Origin of the sequence: Citrobacter sp. Cs237 (assembly GCF_030332325.1) — a bacterium.
GTDB lineage: Bacteria > Pseudomonadota > Gammaproteobacteria > Enterobacterales > Enterobacteriaceae > Citrobacter_A > Citrobacter_A sedlakii.
In genome coordinates this window covers 307,297-327,141 of sequence record NZ_JAOWIB010000108.1, presented here as the reverse complement: position 1 = coordinate 327,141, position 19,845 = coordinate 307,297, and the positions used below count along the sequence as shown (strand labels likewise).

21 protein-coding genes are annotated in these 19,845 nt (G+C 53.5%); 6 read left to right on the top strand and 15 right to left on the bottom strand.

Annotated elements, in window-relative coordinates; all coding sequences use genetic code 11:
- Positions 1–22: 22 nt before the first annotated feature.
- From rna to citC, 8 genes are all read right to left on the bottom strand, one after another.
- Positions 23–829: a ribonuclease I gene (gene rna / locus OGY07_RS18620; RefSeq protein WP_269535033.1), complete on the bottom strand. Its 807-nt coding sequence runs from the start codon at positions 827–829 to the stop codon at positions 23–25.
- 115 nt (positions 830–944) lie between these two features.
- Positions 945–2,408: a citrate/succinate antiporter CitT gene (citT, locus tag OGY07_RS18615; RefSeq protein WP_042285563.1), complete on the bottom strand. Its 1,464-nt coding sequence runs from the start codon at positions 2,406–2,408 to the stop codon at positions 945–947.
- Positions 2,409–2,432: 24 nt separating this feature from the next.
- Positions 2,433–3,341, bottom strand: a complete 909-nt coding sequence (gene citG / locus OGY07_RS18610; RefSeq protein ID WP_286602318.1) for a triphosphoribosyl-dephospho-CoA synthase CitG — start codon at positions 3,339–3,341, stop codon at positions 2,433–2,435.
- Positions 3,313–3,864, bottom strand: a complete 552-nt coding sequence (gene citX, locus OGY07_RS18605) for a citrate lyase holo-[acyl-carrier protein] synthase (RefSeq protein ID WP_042285557.1) — start codon at positions 3,862–3,864, stop codon at positions 3,313–3,315. The genes citG and citX overlap by 29 nt, the downstream gene beginning before the upstream one ends.
- Positions 3,865–3,867: 3 nt before the next feature.
- Complete coding sequence (gene citF, locus OGY07_RS18600; protein WP_042285554.1) at positions 3,868–5,400, bottom strand: citrate lyase subunit alpha; 1,533 nt, start codon at positions 5,398–5,400, stop codon at positions 3,868–3,870.
- A gap of 10 nt (positions 5,401–5,410) precedes the next feature.
- On the bottom strand, positions 5,411–6,319 hold the full coding sequence (gene citE, locus OGY07_RS18595; protein ID WP_042285551.1) for a citrate (pro-3S)-lyase subunit beta: 909 nt from the start codon (positions 6,317–6,319) through the stop codon (positions 5,411–5,413).
- The gene (gene citD, locus OGY07_RS18590; protein ID WP_042285548.1) at positions 6,316–6,612 is read right to left on the bottom strand and encodes a citrate lyase acyl carrier protein; all 297 of its coding nucleotides are present in this window, start codon (positions 6,610–6,612) and stop codon (positions 6,316–6,318) included. The genes citE and citD overlap by 4 nt, the downstream gene beginning before the upstream one ends.
- Positions 6,609–7,685, bottom strand: coding sequence for a [citrate (pro-3S)-lyase] ligase (citC, locus tag OGY07_RS18585; protein ID WP_286602305.1), 1,077 nt, complete (start codon positions 7,683–7,685; stop codon positions 6,609–6,611). Before citC ends, citD begins: the two co-directional genes overlap by 4 nt.
- A 388-nt stretch (positions 7,686–8,073) precedes the next feature.
- Between citC and dpiB the strand changes: the two genes are divergently transcribed.
- Entirely contained in the window at positions 8,074–9,735 is a 1,662-nt protein-coding gene (dpiB, locus tag OGY07_RS18580; protein WP_286602303.1) for a sensor histidine kinase DpiB, read from the top strand.
- A complete protein-coding gene (gene dpiA / locus OGY07_RS18575) occupies positions 9,704–10,381 on the top strand; it encodes a two-component response regulator DpiA (protein WP_042285538.1) in 678 nt (225 codons plus the stop codon). The genes dpiB and dpiA overlap by 32 nt, the downstream gene beginning before the upstream one ends.
- Positions 10,382–10,501: 120 nt before the next feature.
- On the opposite strand, the gene dcuC is transcribed toward dpiA, so the two are convergent.
- Positions 10,502–11,887, bottom strand: a complete 1,386-nt coding sequence (gene dcuC / locus OGY07_RS18570; RefSeq protein WP_042285536.1) for an anaerobic C4-dicarboxylate transporter DcuC — start codon at positions 11,885–11,887, stop codon at positions 10,502–10,504.
- Between the two features lie 461 nt (positions 11,888–12,348).
- Between dcuC and pagP the strand changes: the two genes are divergently transcribed.
- A complete protein-coding gene (pagP, locus tag OGY07_RS18565; RefSeq protein ID WP_286602300.1) occupies positions 12,349–12,915 on the top strand; it encodes a lipid IV(A) palmitoyltransferase PagP in 567 nt (188 codons plus the stop codon).
- A gap of 173 nt (positions 12,916–13,088) precedes the next feature.
- Positions 13,089–13,298, top strand: coding sequence for a transcription antiterminator/RNA stability regulator CspE (gene cspE / locus OGY07_RS18560; RefSeq protein ID WP_000034826.1), 210 nt, complete (start codon positions 13,089–13,091; stop codon positions 13,296–13,298).
- Between the two features lie 54 nt (positions 13,299–13,352).
- Here the strand turns inward: cspE and crcB are convergent, their stop codons facing one another.
- Positions 13,353–13,736: a fluoride efflux transporter CrcB gene (gene crcB / locus OGY07_RS18555; protein WP_042285528.1), complete on the bottom strand. Its 384-nt coding sequence runs from the start codon at positions 13,734–13,736 to the stop codon at positions 13,353–13,355.
- 91 nt (positions 13,737–13,827) lie between these two features.
- Between crcB and OGY07_RS18550 the strand changes: the two genes are divergently transcribed.
- Positions 13,828–14,616, top strand: a complete 789-nt coding sequence (locus OGY07_RS18550; protein WP_286602298.1) for a deaminated glutathione amidase — start codon at positions 13,828–13,830, stop codon at positions 14,614–14,616.
- 128 nt (positions 14,617–14,744) lie between these two features.
- The gene (gene tatE / locus OGY07_RS18545; RefSeq protein ID WP_042285523.1) at positions 14,745–14,948 is read left to right on the top strand and encodes a twin-arginine translocase subunit TatE; all 204 of its coding nucleotides are present in this window, start codon (positions 14,745–14,747) and stop codon (positions 14,946–14,948) included.
- Positions 14,949–15,046: 98 nt separating this feature from the next.
- Here the strand turns inward: tatE and lipA are convergent, their stop codons facing one another.
- The 5 genes from lipA to dacA form a co-directional block, all read right to left on the bottom strand.
- Positions 15,047–16,012: a lipoyl synthase gene (lipA, locus tag OGY07_RS18540; RefSeq protein WP_286602295.1), complete on the bottom strand. Its 966-nt coding sequence runs from the start codon at positions 16,010–16,012 to the stop codon at positions 15,047–15,049.
- A 207-nt stretch (positions 16,013–16,219) separates the two neighbouring features.
- Positions 16,220–17,173, bottom strand: coding sequence for a YbeF family transcriptional regulator (locus OGY07_RS18535; protein ID WP_286602293.1), 954 nt, complete (start codon positions 17,171–17,173; stop codon positions 16,220–16,222).
- A gap of 294 nt (positions 17,174–17,467) precedes the next feature.
- Positions 17,468–18,109 carry a lipoyl(octanoyl) transferase LipB gene (gene lipB / locus OGY07_RS18530; RefSeq protein WP_042285513.1) on the bottom strand — a complete coding sequence of 214 codons (642 nt, stop codon included), beginning with the start codon at positions 18,107–18,109 and terminating at the stop codon, positions 17,468–17,470.
- 97 nt (positions 18,110–18,206) lie between these two features.
- Positions 18,207–18,470, bottom strand: coding sequence for a DUF493 family protein YbeD (ybeD, locus tag OGY07_RS18525; RefSeq protein ID WP_004100153.1), 264 nt, complete (start codon positions 18,468–18,470; stop codon positions 18,207–18,209).
- A 107-nt stretch (positions 18,471–18,577) separates the two neighbouring features.
- Entirely contained in the window at positions 18,578–19,789 is a 1,212-nt protein-coding gene (gene dacA / locus OGY07_RS18520; protein ID WP_042285511.1) for a D-alanyl-D-alanine carboxypeptidase DacA, read from the bottom strand.
- Positions 19,790–19,845 lie beyond the last annotated feature (56 nt).

Here is a 19,845-nt window from a genome sequence, read left to right as displayed (position 1 = left end):
TACGGCTTCACGGAATTCTCGGCTAATACCCCACCTTGTCGAGAATAAAGTCTTTGCCGCAGTTTCCCGGATGCGGTTGCGGGGCGAAAGAGTCTGCCGTCAGCGGCGCGTTGATGGCACTGGCTTTCAGTGAAAACTGGATTTCGGTTAAATACGCAGGATTGCCCTGACAGCTTAGCTTCACTGCTTTGCTATTTTCTTTACCCCAGCGTCTGGCAAACGCCGCGTCGAACTCGCTGCGGCTGACACGTTGACCATAATGGTCGGCGAGGAAGGTTCCCAGCTCGCTGCTTTTGATCTCTTTATTCAGACGCACCATTGTGCCGAAGTAAGCATCCGGATCAAAGCCGAAGCAGGCGCCGTGTTTGGCGTACTCGTAGCGCTCAAGGCAGGAGCGTCCACCAGCGCCCGGCATCACTTCGCTCAGTTTGGCGGCGCTTTCCAGCGACAGGCCGGTTTCCGGCGCCGCGCATTTGCGGCTGGCGCGCGCTTCTGGCAGGTTAGGGATTGGACGCGTGGCGCAGCCAAATCGCATCCAGCGCCGTTCATCCACCCCGCGCGAGGCAACGGACTTCGGCAACCCTGGCCATAAACCGTGTACCGTCAGGAAATCAGCCTTATTGGCGGTCTCTTTTTGCAGGCGGCACTCGTCAGGTTCGTGGCGGTTGCGCTCATGCTGGCTCTGGCAAAATCCGGTTTGCCAGGAGAGGGCCAGCACGTAGCGATCAAAATCGCCATACTGTTTTGCCTGAAGCGGTTCGGCGAACGCCGATGAAAAAGGAAGCAGGGTTGCAGCCAGAAGAACAGATTTTTGCCAGATTGGTTTCATGGTGAGCGTGGGACTTATATAAAAACTGAATAGTCTCTATTTAACCATAAAAAAGCCCGCCGGGTATGATTACCGGGCGGGCGGTGGGGTTATTCCGTTTTCTCGCGTGGAAAAATCAGTTCCACATAGCCAGTATCGGCCAGCCAACCAGCAGCAGCATCGCGATGTAAATCACCCCGAAGATTGCGCCAAGACGCCAGTAATCTTTAGATTTCACGTAGCCACAGCCGTAGATGATGACGCCAGGGCCCGTAGCATACGGGGTCAGGCAGCCCATGATACCGATGGACAGCACCAGCAGAAGACACAACTGCTCCATAGGAACGCCCGGAATGCCTTTACCAATCGCCAGGATCACGGGCAGCATGGTGGCAGTGTGCGCCGACAGGCTGGCAAACAGGTAGTGAGCAAAATAGAACACCAGTACCAGCACAATGACTGTCGCATTAGGCGAGAAGCCTTCCAGATGCGCGCTCATGGTGTTAGCAAACCAGTCGATGAAGCCAGAACGGGTCAGGCCGTTTGCCATCACCACCAGGGTGGCGAGGTTAACCAGGGTGTTCCACGCGCTATTATATTTGGTGATATCTTTCCACGGCACTACGTGCAGCGCCAGCATCAGCGATACCGCCAGCAGACCGACCGCGGTGGCGTCAATCAGTTCACCGCCAAACACCCACAGGCCTAAGCTCAGCAGAACCAGGCCGATCAGCGTCCACTCTTTGCGGGTCAGACGGCCCATGGTTTTCAGTTCATCGCCCGCCCAGGCAGCAACTTCCGCACTGTGCGTCACTTCCGGCTTGTACAGAACGTAAGAGAGCCATGGCGCAACGATCAGTAAAATGATGCCGACTGGCAGGAAGCCGAGGAACCACTGCAACCAGCTGATCTGCACGCCCGCGATTTTACTCACGAACTCCAGACCCAGCACGTTTGGCGCCGCGCCGGTGACAAACATAGAGGAGCTCAGGCTGGTACTGATCACCATCATCCACATCAAATAGCCGCCAATACGACGCGCTGACGGATCGTTCGGGAACGATTTAAACAGCGGCGGCAGGTTTTTGATCACCGGGAACACGGTGCCGCCGGTACGGGCGGTATTGGACGGCGTAAATGGCGCCAGCAGGATGTCGATGATGACAATCGCATAGCCCAGGGTCAGGGTGCGTTTACCCATGAACTTCACCAGGAACAGCGCGATCCGGCGACCGAGGCCGGTCACTTCGTAGCCCAGCGCGAAGATAAACGCGCCGAACACCAGCCAGACGGTGGTACTGGAGAAGCCCGCCAGCCCCCATTTCAGCGCCTGTTTGCCGGCGTTAAAGGAAGGATCGGCCAGTTCTGTGGCATCAAACAGCAGGTAATGGCTGCCAATGACGCAGATGGTGACGGCAATAAAGCTGATCGCGGTAGCCGGAATAGGCTCCAGGATCATCCCGACAATCATCGCCACGAAGACGGCGAAGTAGTGCCATGCCTGAGGGGGCATACCGTCCGGAACAGGGATAAGAAACATGACGCCCATGACGATAAGAGGCGCCAATAATTTCCATATATTATCTTTAGATAAAGACATAAATGCTTCTCCGAAAAGGAAATTTTAATAAGTGTTTAAATGGTTAACCTGAGAAAGTTGAGCTAAAAACCACGTCACGATCAGCAGATCGGCGCTACCGCCGGGGCTGAGATTGCGTTCAATACACGCCTGATCGAACTGGTGAAGACGGTCGAGATCGTCGGCGCTACGAATGCCGCCGCTTTGCAGTAAGGCTGTGGCCTGCTGCTTGATCCAACGCAAACCTGCCGCCCCGCCGCGCGAGGCGACGTTGGTATCGCCATTGCGCGCGATCAGCACAAGCAGCGTGTCGAGCAGCGCCAGTTCCGGGTCGCGTCCCGTGGCGAGCAGGGTGCGGTAATGCGGCAGTGCGTGGCGGATCACTAAGGGGTATCCCGCCTCGGCTTCGCCGCGCGCGCCGGTTAAGCCCAACTGGAAATAAAGACGCTGACCTGCGGTTTTTTGGTGATTGTTATTGCGCAGTTCGCGTGTCGTCAGGCCGCGGCAAAAGCTGGCGGCGGCGGCGCAGATCGTTTCAGGCGTAATGGGGCGCTGCAGCTGATGTAAGCGGCCAATGGCGGCGCACAGCAAACCCAGCGAAAAAATGCTGCCCTTGTGGGTGTTGACCCCAGCGGTGGCGCGGAACATATCCGCTTCGCAGGCCATACCTAATGGACGCAGCCCGCTTAACACCGAGTTTGCCGGTAGCTGTGCGCAGCAGGCGCCGTATTCGATAAAACGCGGCAGCCAGCCCTGAATGGCCAGCGCGCTACGATGAAAATCGGCGAGCGCCATATCTTTATGCGCGCCGCAGTTCAGGCGATCGACCAGTCCTGGCTTCGGCGACAGATTCACTTCCGTCAGCATGGCGCGCCAGGCGAGATGCGCGTAAGCGTCAAACAGCGTGCGCGGCAGGGCGGTGGTTTCACCGTGCGTATCGGGAATCGGCAGCATGTAATAGCGCCTCCATGTGGTTAAGAAGATCGGAGAGCGTATGGGTTTTCCCGCGCGCGCACGCTGCGGCGCTTTGCCCGCACAGCAGGCAGCGGCGGGCAGGCAGCGCAAAATGGCGACGGGAGAGAATTTCGCCTCCGGGCGTCAGGACGTCGATGTCCCACAGGCGTCCCAGAGGATGGTTATGTTCAAGCTCTATCGTCGCGAGCTTGATGTCACGGGCCGGCGCTTCTATGGAGATCATGCCTTCCGGCCCGCTTGCAGAGGCCAGTGCAGCCTGCTCCCTGATTAACCAGCCCGCTGTCTCCGCCAGCGCGTACAGGGCAGTCACGCCGTGATTAAAGAGGCGACGGGTGAGCGCGCTGTCTTTGATCGGGCCGGGCGCCACCACGGTAAAGGAGACCAGTGGAATGGGATGGCGCTTAAGCCAGGCGTGTTGCCTTGCCTGTCTCTCATCCCGGCTGGCGAGCAGCTCGGGAATAGAAACCGCGTGGCGGGTGGCCTGTTCAGGAAGCAGGTGCATGGCTTATTCCTTCACCTGATGAACAACGTCAATCACGGAACCGTCGCGATAACGCACCACGGCGATCACGCGGTCAGTGAACGCGATGGGACGCGGTTCGCCAGTGAGCTGTTGCGCGCGCTCGCGCAGCCACGCAATCGGCACCACTTTCATACCGGCTTCTTTCAGGCGTTCCGCCAGTTCCGGTCGTGCCGGGTTAACGGCAATGCCGTGGTCGGTCACCAGAATGTCGACGCTGGAGCCCGGGGTGACGCAGGTCAGCACGTTATCGACCAGCGTGGGAATGCGACCGCGTACCAGCGGCGCGACGATGATGGACAGCGCAGCAGCGACCGCGGTGTCGCAGTGACCGCCGGACGCGCCGCGAATCACGCCGTCGGAGCCGGTCAGCACGTTGACGTTAAACTGGGTGTCCACTTCCAGCGCGCTCAGCACCACCACGTCCAGGCGGTCAACGGAGGCGCCTTTGGAACCCCAGTTTGCGTACTGGTTCGCGCTGATTTCGATGTGGTTCGGGTTGCGCGCCAGCGACTGAGCGGCGTTGCGATCGAAGCTCTGGACATCCAACAGTTTGCGAATCAGCCCCTTTTCATGCAGGTCGACGATGGTGGCGGTGATGCCGCCCAACGCAAAGTCCGCACAAATGTTGCGGCTGCGCATTTTGTCTTCAAGGAAGCGGGTGACCGCCAGCGACGCGCCGCCGGTGCCGGTTTGCAGCGAGAAACCTTCTTTGAAGTAGCCGGAGTTAACAATCACGTCCGCCGCGCTGCGGGCAATCAGCAGCTCGCGGGGGTTGGTGGTCATACGGGTGGCGTCTGCGCCGATTTTATCGGCATCACCGACCTGATCGATCTGAACGATAAGATCGACCTGATCCTGGGCGATGCTGGCCGGATTATGCGGATACGGCAGCAGTTGTTCCGTCAACAGCACCACCTGATTGGCGCTTTCGGCGTCGACCCGGGCATAGCCGAGCGAACCACAGCAGGCTTTCCCGGTATAGCCGTTGGCATTACCAAACGGGTCGCAGGACGGCACGCCGAGAAAAGCGACGTCAATATTCAGTTCGCCGCTTTGCACCAGATTGACGCGCCCGCCGTGGGAGTGGATCTGTACAGGCTCGGCCAGCAGGCCACGCGAGATCTCTTCTGCCAGCGGCCCGCGCAGGCCGGAAGTATAGATGCGGCTGACTACGCCTTTACGAATATGGTCAACCAGCGGCGCGTGGCAGTCGCTCAAGGAGCTGGAGGCCAGGGTCAGGTTTTTAAAGCCCATGCTGGCGATAGTGTCCATCACCAGGTTAATGGTCAGATCGCCGCCGCGAAACGCATGGTGGAAGGAGATGGTCATCCCGTCCTGTAAACCGGAACGGCGGATGGCTTCTTCCAGGTTTGCGCACAGCTTTTGGTTGCGCGGTTTCTGCGCCTGCAGGTTCTGTTTAGACGCGTTTTTATAGCTGGACAGGTTGCTTTCAGCGCGGCGGCTCCAGGCCGTTACCCGTTCCTGTCGTTGAGACTGTTCGTTTTTCTGGGTCATTATTTTTGCCTTATTCTTCGCGGATGCCGGAAAGTTCTGCGCGGGAGAGCACCAGACGCGCGCGCTCGATCACCGGGCTGTCGACCATCTTGCCGTTCAGAGAGACCACCCCAAGTCCCTCGCGGGCGGCGGCTTCAGCGGCTTCCACGACCAGACGCGCATGGTTGACTTCTTTTTGCGTCGGGGCGTACAGGTTATGCAGCAGTTCAATCTGGCGTGGGTTGATCAGCGATTTGCCGTCAAAGCCCAACTGTTTGATGTGCGCGGCTTCATGCAGAAAACCCGCTTCGTTGTTGGCATCGGAATACACGGTGTCGAACGCCTGGATACCGGCGGAACGTGCGGCCTGCAAAATAGCGCAGCGGGCGAACAGCAGTTCGGTGCCTTCCGGCGAGCGCTCGGTGCGCAGGTTGCGCACATAGTCTTCCGCGCCCAGGGCGATACCGATTAGGCGTTCAGAGGCGTGGGCGATCTCTACCGCGCGGGTAATGCCCAGCGGTGACTCAATGGCCGCCAGCAGGCCGGTGCTGCCTGGTTCGCGGCCGCAGGCTTTTTCAATGCGCAGGATTTCGTTTTCAATATCAATAACGTCCTGCGCCGTGTCGGTTTTCGGCAAACGAACCACGTCAGCGCCGCCGCGAACGACAGCCTCCAGATCGTTGACGCCAAACTCGGAGTCCAGCGCGTTGACACGCACGATGGTCTCTACATCGCGATACAGTGGATGCTGCAGCGCGTGGTAAACCATGCGACGAGCCGTGTCTTTCTCACGCAGCGCAACGGAATCTTCCAGGTCGAACATCAGCGCATCGGCGGGGTAAATAAAGGCGTTGCTGACCATGGCGGCGTTGGCGCCCGGAACAAACAGCATGCTGCGGCGCGTGCGGGTTTTACGTTGTTGTAAAGACGCGGAAATCATTGGCGATCCTCCCATGGCAGGGCCGGGATGCCGCTGGCGCGAGCCAGTAACGCTTCCAGTCGTGCGCGTAAAATACAGTCCAGCGCGCCTTTATCATCGACATTCACTTGCACGCCGCGTACGTCATATTGCGCAAGAACCGCCAGAATGGTGGCGCGAATGGCCTCGCCAAACTGTTTCTCAACGCTGCTATTGATTTGCAGGTCAATCTCCTGCGTATCGAGAGGGGCGATGCGGATCATCACATCACCCGACTCAAGTGTGCCTGCGACGGCAGCCTGGTTTATTTTCATTTTTCACCTGTTACTAATGCGGGGGTCTTTTGGCGGACTGTCGCACCGTTTGCGGGACGTTCAGCCATTTGTTGCAGATAGTGCAACGTGGCAGGCGGCACCAGCGGCGCGATAGCCGTGAGATCTTTTTTAACCAGCAGCTTGCGGACCAGCGAGGCCGAGATGGGCGTCTCCTGGTAACACAGGCGCTCTATTTCCACCAGTTCAATCGGTGGGGCGGGAAGGGTGGGCGTCTCCAGCCAGAAACGCATGTCGTGGTTATACTGGGCGGTGACGGTACAGAACGGTTCCGTTCCGACGAAACGATGGGTGATTCCCAGGGCGGGCGCCAGATACTGACGGAAAATTTTCAGGTCAATTTCCGTATAGCAGTGATTAATGACGCTCTGTTCTTTAATGAAGTAACACGGGAATGTGGCGCGGGAAATAATGTATTCGGAACCGCGATGCACAGTGAGACGCGGGATATCCGCCGAGCCTTTGATCACCAGATCGAACCGGTCTTCATAAGGAAAGCGCGAGGTGTCTTCTTTCACCAGAAACAGATGCAGCCAGTCGCACTGCGCCGCCGCCTGCTGGATCAGATAGCGGTGTCCGTTGGTGAATGGGTTGGCGTTCATTACGATGCAGCCGATTTTTTTACCGTCGTGACGCAGACGGGTTAACGATTCTGCATAGCGTTTCAGGCGGGTTGCGCTGTTTTCCATCAGCACCATGATGCCGGGAACATTGGCGAGGGTCGAAAAACCGCACTGTCGGAACAGGGCTTCGTATTCCGTTTTGGTGTAAATGAACAGATGCGTGCAATGTCTTTCGTAAGCGAGATTGATCAACTCTGTCGCCAGCGTGAGCGCTAATCCTTCGCCGCGTACCGATTCGCTGATGGCCACGCACTTAATGATATTTCCGGCAATGCCGCCGCAGGCGATAAGGCGGTCATCACGGGTCACCGTAATAAACACCTCCACGGTGGTATCGATGCTTAAATCATTCTCTTTCAGGAATTGTGTGATCGCCGCCATTTTTATATTTTCTGAGCGTTTGACCCGTGTAAACACATTATTACTAAACATAGTAAAGGCATCCTGAGAAGCTATATTGTTGCCGTTTTGAGGCGAATGTTGTACGAAAAAGCAATTTAATAACGTTTTGTTTTCATTTGGAGGAAAAGAAAATTTTGCGACGAGATATTTCTTTTTCTCCTGAACACATACATCGTAAGGAGTATTTAGGGGGTAAATTTTGATTTATTTCACAAACACTTAGATGGTTTTTATGGGTTTAATGGTTTTAAGTTTTTTAATTATTCTAATCACAATTTGAGATGTGGTTTTAAGTTGTTTAATTGATTTAAGGTGATGAATCTGTAACGATCACTCTTATTCCGCTTGCGTGGGAGTAAAACATTTTTATTACATTTAGCGTGCGTGCTCTGTTTATAATGCCGGTAAAGGAACAGCAATGTTGGTTCAAAAAAATAAAAAGCCGTTTTCTTTTTTTCGACAACTGGCATTTCCGTTGCGTATTTTTCTGCTTATTCTGGTTTTCTCGGTGTTCATTATCGCCGCGCTGGCGCAATATTTTTCCGCCAGCTTTGAAGACTATTTGACCCGCCACGTTCGTGATATGGCGATGAACCAGGCGAAGATCATCGCCGCGAACGACAGCATCATTGCGGCGGTGAAAACCCGTGATTACAAGCGACTGGCAACCATTGCCGATAAGCTGCAAATCGACACGGACTTTGACTACGTGGTGATTGGCGATCGCAACTCTGTTCGCCTATATCACCCGAACCCGGAAAAAATCGGCTACCCGATGCAGTTCATCAAGCCAGGCGCGCTGGAGAAAGGGGAAAGCTATTTCATCTCTGGTACCGGCTCAATCGGCAATGCCATGCGCGCCAAAACGCCGATCTTTGATAATGAAGGCAATGTTATCGGCGTCGTCTCCATCGGTTATCTGGTCAGTAAAATAGATAGCTGGCGGCTGGACTTTATTCTGCCGATGGCGGGCGTGTTTGTGCTGTTGCTGGTGGTTCTGATGCTACTTTCGTGGCTGTTCGCCACCCATATTCGTCGTCAGATGATGGGCATGGAACCCCGGCAGATCGCCCGGGTGGTGCGCCAGCAGGAGGCGCTGTTTAGCTCGGTGTATGAAGGGCTGATTGCGGTGGATCCTGACGGTTTTATCACGGCGATTAACCGTAGCGCGAGAAAAATGCTTGGTCTGCGCTCGCCAGGACGACAGTGGTTAGGCAGGCGTATTGAGGACGTGGTGTCGCCGTCCGATTTCTTTACCGATCGCATTGCTGAAAAACGCGTTGACGTCATGATGAATTTCAACGGCCTGAGCGTGATTGCTAATCGCGAAGCAATCCGTTCCGGCGAGGAACTGCTGGGGGCGATTATCAGCTTTCGCAGTAAAGACGAAATCGCCACCCTGAACGCCCAGTTAACCCAGATCAAGCAATACGTAGAGAGTCTCAGAACGTTACGCCACGAACATCTTAACTGGATGTCGACGCTCAATGGCCTTTTACAGATGAAGGAGTACGATCGGGTCAGGGAGATGGTGCAGGGCGAGTCCCAGGCGCAGCAGCAGCTTATCGACAGTCTGCGCGACGCCTTTGCCGACCGCCAGGTAGCGGGATTGCTGTTTGGTAAGGTACAGCGCGCGCGTGAACTGGGGCTTAAAATGACGATTGTCCCTGGCAGCCAACTGCATCAACTGCCGCAAGGGCTGGACAGCACTGAATTTGCGGCGATTGTCGGCAATCTGCTGGATAATGCCTTCGAAGCGAGTTTACGCACAGTGGGAGGCAATAACGTGGTGGAACTGTATCTGAGCGACGAAGGTGACGAGGTGGTGATAGAAGTCGCCGACCAGGGCTGCGGCGTGCCAGAGGAGCTTCGCGACAAAATATTTGAACAGGGTGTCAGCACCCGTACCGATGAGCCGGGTGAGCACGGCATTGGCCTGTATCTGATTGCCAGCTATGTGAGACGCTGTGGCGGGATGATAACGCTGGAAGACAATTCCCCCTGCGGCACTCTATTTTCTCTCTTTATTCCGAAAGTGAAAAAGAACAATGACGGAACCATTAACCCTATTAATCGTTGAGGATGAAATGCTGCTTGCGGAAATGCATGCAGAATACATCCGCCATATTCCCGGTTTTAACCAGATCTGGTTAGCGGGCAACCTGGCGCAGGCAAGAATGATGATCGAACGCTTCAGACCGGGACTCATTCTGTTGGATAATTACCTGCCGGACGGGAAAGGGATCACCCTGCTGCACGAGCTGACCGAGTCGCACTATCCTGGCGGCGTAGTGTTTACCACGGCCGCCAGCGATATGGAAACGGTATCGGAAGCGGTGCGCAGCGGGGCGTTTGACTATTTGATCAAGCCCATCGCTTATGAGCGACTGGGACAGACTCTGACGCGCTACCAGCAGCGCAAACGGATGCTGGAAGGTAATGACAGCGCCAGCCAGCGACAAATTGATGAGATGTTTAATGCTTATGCCCGTGGGGAGCCGAAAGACGATCTGCCAACCGGAATTGATGCGCTGACCCTAAACGCGGTGAAGAAGCTGTTCGCCGACCCACAGGTACAGCACACCGCCGAAACCGTCGCTCAGGCGCTGACCATCAGCCGAACCACCGCCAGACGGTACCTTGAGTATTGCGCCAGTCGGCATCTGATTACAGCGGAAATAGTGCATGGAAAGGTAGGACGGCCGCAGCGCATTTACCACGGGTGATACACGTCAACCTTCACGCTGCCTCACTGTTCGCTACGCTCAAAAACCCCAGTCACATCGTTATTATGCGCCTGGGGATTTCCCCGCGTCTTATCCGGCGCTGATCTCCCCCGGATAATATCAGCCGCCAGTGACGGCGGAAGACGTGCCTGGCACCATCACTTCGGTGGCGATAATCACGATTAACAGCCCCACCATGACCGGTACGGAAGTGCGTTTTACCACTTCAAACGGCGAAATTTTCGCCATTCCGGCTACCGCGACCACCACGCCGGAAACCGGAGAAATCGTCCGTCCCAGGTTGGAGGCTTGCAGCATCGGAATCGACAGGTACGCCGGGTTGATGCCGGACGAATGCGCCAGCTTGGGAATCATTTCGACAAACGCATAAAACGGCGCGTTACCGGAGCCGGTGGTCATCGCTGCCAGCATGGTCAGAATGACCAGCACCAGCATCAGAATGATGCTCGCCGAACCAAACGACGTGGCGATGGAGATCAGGCTCTGGATAAAGCCAATCGTGCTCAGACCCTGCGCGAAAACGCCTGCGGCCACCAGCAGCATCACCACGTTGGCGAAAGCATCCGCCATGCCGCGATACGCGACTTCCAGCCCGGAGAAGACTTTCTGGGTATTAAAGCCACGAACAAACTCCAGTACTGCCGCAATTAGCATACACAGCACGAGAATGGTGATGATGTGCAACTGCGGTCCCCACTTACCGTCAAAAATCAGTACCCCAATAATCGGTGTAAACGGCAGGATGGCATACAATGCCGGGGCTGTGGTGGTGATCTCATTCACGTCCAGTATTTCATGGGCGATGTTTTCTTTTTTATCCAGATAACGCTGCCAGAAAAAGTGCGCTACCGCCATACCGATAATGGCGGCTATGGAGATCGGCAACGTCGTTTTAAAGGCAAAGTCGATGAGCGGCATTTCGGCGGCTTTCGCTGCCAGAACCACGTCGCCGGAGGTAGGCGAAAGGATAATTGCGGCAGGGGACGCACAAATTGCCGCTGCGGCGCCGCGGCTGATCCCGACGTTAACCATGACCGGGAACAGCGTCGCCATCAACAATACGCCGAGGCCGGTAGCAGAAGACACCGCCAGCGACATCAGACAGGCCACGAAATAGGCGGCAATCATCAGCAGGTAAGGCGAGTTAATGTACTGCAGCGGCCTGGATGCCAGCTTCACCACCATATCATTTGCGCCGATATGGGTCATATAGGCGGCGAAACCGCAGAGCATCATGATCATCATGCCGAGATCGCCGCCGCGGCTCATTAGCAGGATCTTGATGTACTCGACAATATCGGTCGCCGTGTAACCCGTTGTCGATTCACTGGCAGGCAGAACCTTATGTCCCATCAACGCGCTGATAATCAACAGCGCCAGACCGCCGACAAAGAGTACGCCGGTCGCGGAATATCCCTTAATTATGTAGCGGGCGACGCCCACGATAACCACTACTCCAATAAGGAGTTCAATCACTGTTAACATTGTTTCCCCTGTCGTATGGACACCCAGATTTGAAAATAAGAAAATACCAATTAAGTGGTGTAAAAATGTGCCGAATAACCCTGCGACACTCGCTGATTAAAATCAAGAAACAGACGAATTAAATCTGAGTTATCGGCTTTTTTTACAATAATGCTACCGGTTCAATATATCTTAGCCGGCTTTACCCCTGTTATGGGTGTTTGTTTTTTATTTGTGCAAATTATGATGCATCAATGTTAATAATTTGCGGAGCAGGAGAACAACGCGCGAAGCAGAACAAAAAAACAGCGATATCTCGCTGATAACACAGCAATAAATATACCCAAATATAATAAGGTTATTTGGGTGAAAATAAATCTTAGAACAATCTGATTCTGGTTTAAATCACCACTGTTAAGGTCCCATTAAACTTTTTTTTGGTACAATTTAAGCTGTACTTAAGCAGGGTAATAAATATTGTGATGGTGGCTAAAAAATTCTTTTTCCTTTTCCTTATTGTTTTTCTTTTTATTCAATCCGGCCTGCAACAGCAGGCATTGGCTGAAGAGAAAGGATGGTTTACGACGTTTACCGACAATGTCGCGGAGACCTGGCGGGAGCCGGAACATTATGATTTATATATTCCTGCGATCACCTGGCATGCGCGTTTCGCTTACGATAAAGAAAAAACCGATCGTTATAATGAGCGTCCGTGGGGCGGCGGTTTTGGTCAGTCACGTTGGGATGAAAAAGGAAACTGGCATGGCCTGTATATCATGGCCTTTAAAGACTCCTGGAATAAATGGGAGCCCATTGGCGGCTATGGTTGGGAAAGCACATGGCGCCCTCTGCCGGACGATAACTTCCGACTGGGGCTGGGCTTTACCGCAGGCGTTACGGCGCGCGATAACTGGAATTACATTCCTGTCCCGGTGCTGCTGCCGCTGGCGTCCATTGGGTACGGACCGGCAACGTTTCAGATGACCTACATCCCCGGTACCTACAATAATGGTAACGTCTATTTTGCCTGGATGCGCTTTCAGTTCTGAAGCGATAAGTGATTAAAAAGAGTAGATAAAACAATAAGCTATATGCTTATGCTAAAAAATAACGCGATATTTATCACTTTTTACCAAAGTTCGACTGGACAAAGCGTACCACAATTGGTGTACTGGTACCCGACACAGCATTTGTGTCTATTTTTCATGTAAAGGTAATTTTGATGTCTAAGATTAAAGGTAACGTTAAGTGGTTTAATGAGTCCAAAGGATTCGGTTTCATTACTCCGGAAGATGGCAGCAAAGACGTGTTCGTACACTTCTCTGCAATCCAGACCAATGGTTTTAAAACTCTGGCTGAAGGTCAGCGCGTAGAGTTCGAAATCACTAACGGTGCCAAAGGCCCTTCTGCTGCAAACGTAACCGCTCTGTAAGCCTACGTCAGCAAGAATTCAAAACCCGCTTAATCAGCGGGTTTTTTTTGATCTTTAGTGGCTGCTGGCGGCGGTAACTAACCAGAACGCCAGCGCGGTCATGGCAAACGAGCCGAGCAGGTTGACCAGCACATTCAGCATTGCCCAGGCAACACGTCCTTCCTGAAGCAGAAACACCACTTCCGCGGAAAAGGTTGAGAAGGTCGTTAGCCCGCCGCAAAACCCCGTGGTGATAAGCACTTTCCACACAGGATCGATGTGGGTCATCCGACTAAACCACGCCAGTCCCATGCCAATGATAAATGCCCCCAGTAAATTCGCGGTCAGGGTACCCACAGGGATCGCCTGATGTACCGGATTAAACCGCATACTGAGCATCCATCTCGCTACACTTCCTGTACCACCGCCAATAAAAACTGCTAAAAGAAGTTGTAACACTGCGTAATCCTGTTATTTGATGAGTAATGGGTATGAGTGTAACGCTGAATAAACAGGGTTGGCGAGTGTAACCAACCTGACTGGAGGGTGTATGTTCGCTGCTGCCGGGCAATTTGCCGTCAGTCCCGTATGGGAAGAAAACGCAGAAACCTGCGTATCGTTGATGTCGCAAGCGGTCAAACGCGGCGTCTCGCTGCTCGTTCTGCCAGAAGCGCTGCTGGCGCGCGATGATGCGGATCCCGATTTATCGGTTAAATCCGCCCAGCGACTGGAAGGGGAGTTCCTGCAGCGGCTTTTGCAGGAAAGCGCAAACAATACCCTGACCACTATCCTGACTATCCACGTTCCTTCGCTTCCCGGACGCGCGGTGAATACGTTGGTGGCGCTGCGCGCCGGGAAAATCGTGGCGAGCTACGCTAAGCTGCATCTTTACGATGCGTTTTCGATACAGGAATCGCGAAACGTCGACGCCGGAAAGACGATTGCGCCGCTGATTGAGGTGGAAGGGTTTAAGGTCGGGCTGATGACCTGCTACGATCTGCGCTTTCCTGAGTTGTCGATCGCCCAGGCGCTACAAGGGGCGGACGTACTGGTACTTCCGGCTGCCTGGGTACGTGGGCCGCTGAAAGAGCACCACTGGTCAACGCTGTTGGCGGCCCGGGCGCTGGACACGACCTGTTATATGGTCGCTGCCGGTGAGTGCGGAAATAAAAATATTGGTCAGAGCCGGATTATCGACCCGTTTGGCGTAACCGTCGCGGCGGCGGCAGAGTGCCCGGCGCTGATCATGGCAGAGATTTCTGCCGCGCGGATCCGCCAGGTGCGCGCGCAGTTGCCGGTGTTACGTAATCGCAGATTTGCGCCACCGCAATTATTATGACGTTTTTTTAAACACTGCTTGATTCACCTTGTTACAGATTGCTATTGTGTGCGCGCGTCAAATGACCGTTAATGTTATCCGGTTATCAAGGCACGCTTTGCTGCCTGTTTTAATTCGAGAAGGTATTTATGGGTGAGATTAGTATTACCAAACTGCTGGTGGTTGCCGCACTGGTTGTTCTGCTGTTTGGTACCAAGAAGTTACGCACGCTGGGTGGAGACCTGGGCACGGCAATCAAGGGCTTTAAAAAAGCCATGAACGATGACGATGCGACTGCAAAAAGAGACGTAGACGGTAACGTTCAGGCTGAAAAACTCTCTCATAAAGAGTAATGCCCGGAGCAGGATGCTCATCCGTTTTATGCTGACGAGAAAAAACCCGCACGCTGGCGGGTTTTTTTATGGCTGAAATGTAACGATTCGTTACTGAATCACTTCACTTCCATTCCTTTCGCCTGCAGGTCAGCATGGTAAGAGGAACGCACGAACGGACCGCAGGCGGCGTGGGTAAAGCCCATTGCCAATGCTTCCGCTTTCATCTCGTCAAACTCTTCCGGGCTGACGTAGCGCTGTACCGGCAAATGGTGGCGACTCGGCTGCAGATACTGACCCAGAGTGAGCATGGTAACGCCGTGACGGCGCAGATCACGCATCACCTCAATGATTTCAGCATTCGTTTCGCCCAGACCCACCATCAGGCCTGACTTGGTCGGGATCTCCGGGTGCGCTTCTTTAAAGCGTTCCAGTAACTTCAGCGACCAGTTGTAGTCCGCGCCCGGACGAACCTGACGATAGATACGCGGTACGTTTTCAAGATTATGGTTGAACACATCCGGCGGGGTGGCGGTCAGAATATCCAATGCGCGATCCATACGGCCACGGAAGTCAGGCACCAGTGTTTCAATTTTTATGTTCGGGCTCTTTTCACGGATTGCGGTAATGCAGTCTGCAAAATGCTGCGCGCCGCCGTCACGCAGATCGTCACGATCCACGGAGGTGATCACCACATAGCGCAGCGCCATATCAGCAATGGTTTGCGCCAGTTTCACCGGCTCATTGGCGTCAGGGGCAACAGGGCGACCGTGAGCAACATCACAGAACGGGCAGCGACGGGTGCAAATTGCGCCGAGGATCATAAAGGTGGCGGTGCCGTGATTGAAACATTCCGCCAGGTTCGGGCAGGAGGCTTCCTCACAGACGGAATGCAGGCCGTTTTTGCGCATGGCGGCTTTAATGCCCTGGATACGCGTGGAGTCCGCTGGAAGCTTAATTTTCATCCATTCCGGTTTGCGCAGCAGGGCTTCGCGCTCTGTCGCCACATTTTTGACCGGGATAAGGGCCATCTTATCGGCATCGCGGTATTTAACACCGCGTTCCATCACAATGGGTTTACTCATAGCGTGCGTGTTCCAGTTGCGAATACGAAGGAAAGCGTTTTAATTCAATGAAATGTTGTATTTATCAACTATTTTTGAATTCACTACAGGCAGTATATCATTGAAACGGCCCTTAAAGCAGCCTGAGTGGTCGGTAAAATGTAAAATAGTTGTTGTTTTGTGCCATATGCCCAACCTCAGTTGTGACCCGACAGCAACATTTCCTTTTCAAAAAGCATCACCAATAACCGTAATCACGTTTTCCAGAATGGGATCGCGCAGGCTCAGTCGATTGTAATGGAGCGAGTAGTCGACCTGCTCGCGGTTCAGGGCGGGGTGCGGCAGCCGCTGTAGCGACCAGCACTGGTTGAACAGCGTGAAAAAGCGGGCTGGCATAATGCCGACAAGATCGCTGTGTGCGATCAGCGAGGCAAGGGTGAATATGTTATAGCTGCTGAAGCTGATTTTCCGGTTCGGGAAAATCTCCTGGATCCGCTGGCGCAGCAGCGTGAAGCTTTGCCCTTCTATCATCAACAGGCTGTGTTCCGCATTGTCGACGTGCTCAGGGCTGGACGCGCCGGTCAGGAGTGGATGGTTCTGCCGGCAAACCAGTTCAATGTTGTCGGAAAAGAGAACCTGATGCTGGACCACGCGATTGCTGTATACGTGGTTATCAATAATCAAATCGGTCTGGAACTGGCTGAGTTGGGCTTCGGCGTCATGCACGGGAATATTACGCAACAGCAGTTGCGGAAAGCGGGTTTTGATCGCCTGGTAGAGGGTGGGCATCACCAGCGCGCCGACGGACGGCGAGGTGCCAATGGTAATGGTTCGCTGTTTGTCATAACAGCCGGTAAGATCGAGAGCGCCGAGAATCGACTCAAGACCCTGGCTGATATATTCGTGCAAATGAGTGGCATAGGCGGTTGGCGTAACACCTTGTCCTTTGCGAATAAACAGCGGGTCGGGAAAAATAGTGCGCAGTTTCTGAATAGACTGGCTGATGGCCGAAGGCGTCAGATTGAGTATTTTGGCGGCGTTAACGATACCTTTATGAACATAAACAGCCTCAAAGATAGTCAACAGATTCAGGTCGATATTTCTTAGCGTTCTGAAAATTTGCGGTTTATCTTCGGGCCGGTGTTCGTAACAATGGCCTTTCGGCTGACTATTCTCACTCACGCTCACACTCCAGATTTATTTGTTTTATGAATAATTGCGTGAGTTATATTTATGAGCTGCATATATTTTCTCCACCCTTACTCATCTTGCCATTGCGAAAAATGATTGCAAAAAGAATGACGATTGAATAATTAACGCGCGTCGATGAAAAATAGAATGACGACGAAACGAAATATTTCGTTAACGATTCAAACACAGAGATAATGAAAATATAGAAACCAGGCGGTTTTGTAAAGCCTTCAAGGGATCTGGATTAATGACCCAGCTAATTTGTGGGTCATTATTATCAATTGGTTAAGCAGTAATATATTCGTGAGGAGGATTATTTAGCAGGGCTAAAATATTTGCCAATAAACGTGGTCGAATATTTTCCGTGGTGGCTTGTTTATCCCACTGCGATATTTTTGTCATCTCCATTCCCGCATAACCACATGGGTTAATACGCAAAAATGGCGAAAGGTCCATATTTACGTTCAGGGCCAGGCCATGGAACGAGCAGCCGCGGCGAATACGTAATCCGAGGGAGCAGATTTTCTTTTCACCGACGTAGACGCCTGGGGCATCGGCGCGGGGATGTGCGTCTATACCGACTTCCGCCAGCGTATTCACGACGGTTTGTTCCAGCAGGGTGACCAGTTCCCGGACGCCCAGCTTGCGGCGTTTGAGATTGAACAGGACGTACATCACCTGTTGGCCAGGGCCATGATAGGTCACTTGTCCACCGCGATCGCTTTGAATCACCGGGATATCGCCGGGCATCAGGACATGTTCCGCTTTTCCCGCCTGGCCCTGGGTAAAGACCGGGTGATGTTCTACCAGCCAGATTTCGTCGGCGGTGTGCTCATCGCGGGTGTCTGTAAATTCGTGCATGGCCTGGGAGACGGGCTCGTAGGGTTGAAGGCCGAGCTGGCGGACCAGTATTTTATCCTGAGACAAAACAGCATCTCCGTAGAGAAAACAAAAGAGGGAAAAAGTATATCACAGCGAGAGAGGAGAGGGGTTACCCGGACAATGCCGGGTAACGTTAACAGATTTACAGCACCATACGGACGATCTCAATGTTGCCGAGCTCTTCGTACAATGTTTCAACTTGTTCAATATGCGTGGCGTTGATGGTAATAGAAACCGAGTGGTAATTGCCTTTGCTGCTTGGTTTTACCGTCGGAGAGTAATCACCTGGCGCATGGCGCTGTACCACTTCAACCACCTGATCGACCAGCTCAGGTAACGCCTGCCCCATAACTTTGTAAGTAAAAGGCGTAGGGAATTCAAGCAGTTCGTTAAGTTTGGTTTTCATGTCAGCTCCGGCGTAACGTAAAAAAATGACAACTCCCGCGGCAAGGCGGGAGTTTTACTGATGCTTAGTATATGGGGATGGAAATCACACTTTCAAGTGTTCGATTTTTAACCAAACCAGTGATGGAACATTAATTTAATGTAATCAATGATCTTACCGAAGAAGTTGCCTTCCGGGATTTCCTGCAGCACAACCAGCGGACGTTGCTCAATGGTTTTGCCGTCGAGCTGGAAGTTAATGGTGCCGACCACCTGATTTTTCTGCAACGGCGCGTGGAGTTCCGCGTTGTTCAGAACATAGCTGGCCTTCAGATCTTTCATGCGTCCGCGCGGGATGGTCAGATACACATCTTTATCCACGCCTAAGGAGGCGCGATCGGTATCGCCAAACCAGGCGGGTTCAGAGGCGAACTCTTTACCGGCTTTCAGCGGGTTGACGGTTTCGAAGAAACGGAAGCCCCAGGTCAGTAGCTTTTTACTTTCGGTTTCACGACCTTTATAGGTGCGTCCCCCCATCACTGCGGAGATCAAACGCATCTGCCCTTCGGTCGCGGAGGCGACAAGGTTATAGCCCGCTTTTGCCGTATGTCCGGTTTTGATACCGTCCACATTCAGGCTGTTATCCCATAACAGGCCGTTGCGGTTCATCTGGCGAATGCCGTTAAAGGTGAACTCTTTTTCTTTGTACACCGAGTATTCGTTCGGCACATCGCGGATCAGCGCCTGGCCAATCAACGCCATGTCGCGAGCGGAGCTGTACTGACCTTCCGCATCCAGACCATGTACCGTCTGGAAGTGGGTGTTTTTCAGTCCCAGCGCGTTCACATAGCTGTTCATCAGACCTACAAACGCGTCCTGGCTCCCTGCGGCAAAATCCGCCATCGCCACGCAGGCGTCGTTACCGGACTGCAGGTTGATGCCGCGAATCAGCTGTGAAACCGGCACCTGCATTCCTGGCTTCAGGAACATCAGAGAAGAGCCTTTGAAGACCGGATTACCGGTCGCCCAGGCATCGTTGCCAATCGTGACCAGATCGGTTTCTTTGAATTTTCCCGCTTTCATTGCCTGACCGATAACATAGCTGGTCATCATTTTGGTCAGACTGGCCGGATCGCGACGGGTGTCGGCATTTTGTTCAGCCAGCACCTTGCCGGAGTTGTAATCAATAAGGATGTAAGACTCCGCATCGATCTGCGGAACACCCGGGATCATGGTTTTAATATTCAGGTCATCGGCATGCGCGCCTGAGATAGCGGCTGTGAAGAGAGCCGTGGTGAGCGCCATGCGCTGCATGAAACGAGCGGAAAAAGTGGTCTTCATGGTCTGAACTACGACATCCGTGATGGAATTGAAAAAAGTGCCTTACTATAGCAAAT

Coding starts and splice junctions, on each gene's coding strand:
- rna (WP_269535033.1), bottom strand. CDS start 829: ATGAAACCAATCTGGCAAAAATCTGTTCTTCTGGCTGCAACCCTGCTT.
- citX (WP_042285557.1), bottom strand. CDS start 3,864: ATGCACCTGCTTCCTGAACAGGCCACCCGCCACGCGGTTTCTATTCCC.
- tatE (WP_042285523.1), top strand. CDS start 14,745: ATGGGTGAGATTAGTATTACCAAACTGCTGGTGGTTGCCGCACTGGTT.
- cspE (WP_000034826.1), top strand. CDS start 13,089: ATGTCTAAGATTAAAGGTAACGTTAAGTGGTTTAATGAGTCCAAAGGA.
- dpiA (WP_042285538.1), top strand. CDS start 9,704: ATGACGGAACCATTAACCCTATTAATCGTTGAGGATGAAATGCTGCTT.
- dcuC (WP_042285536.1), bottom strand. CDS start 11,887: ATGTTAACAGTGATTGAACTCCTTATTGGAGTAGTGGTTATCGTGGGC.
- ybeD (WP_004100153.1), bottom strand. CDS start 18,470: ATGAAAACCAAACTTAACGAACTGCTTGAATTCCCTACGCCTTTTACT.
- pagP (WP_286602300.1), top strand. CDS start 12,349: ATGGTGGCTAAAAAATTCTTTTTCCTTTTCCTTATTGTTTTTCTTTTT.
- citG (WP_286602318.1), bottom strand. CDS start 3,341: ATGCTGCCGATTCCCGATACGCACGGTGAAACCACCGCCCTGCCGCGC.
- dpiB (WP_286602303.1), top strand. CDS start 8,074: ATGTTGGTTCAAAAAAATAAAAAGCCGTTTTCTTTTTTTCGACAACTG.
- citD (WP_042285548.1), bottom strand. CDS start 6,612: ATGAAAATAAACCAGGCTGCCGTCGCAGGCACACTTGAGTCGGGTGAT.
- citT (WP_042285563.1), bottom strand. CDS start 2,408: ATGTCTTTATCTAAAGATAATATATGGAAATTATTGGCGCCTCTTATC.
- dacA (WP_042285511.1), bottom strand. CDS start 19,789: ATGAAGACCACTTTTTCCGCTCGTTTCATGCAGCGCATGGCGCTCACC.
- citE (WP_042285551.1), bottom strand. CDS start 6,319: ATGATTTCCGCGTCTTTACAACAACGTAAAACCCGCACGCGCCGCAGC.
- lipA (WP_286602295.1), bottom strand. CDS start 16,012: ATGAGTAAACCCATTGTGATGGAACGCGGTGTTAAATACCGCGATGCC.
- citF (WP_042285554.1), bottom strand. CDS start 5,400: ATGACCCAGAAAAACGAACAGTCTCAACGACAGGAACGGGTAACGGCC.
- OGY07_RS18550 (WP_286602298.1), top strand. CDS start 13,828: ATGTTCGCTGCTGCCGGGCAATTTGCCGTCAGTCCCGTATGGGAAGAA.
- citC (WP_286602305.1), bottom strand. CDS start 7,685: ATGTTTAGTAATAATGTGTTTACACGGGTCAAACGCTCAGAAAATATA.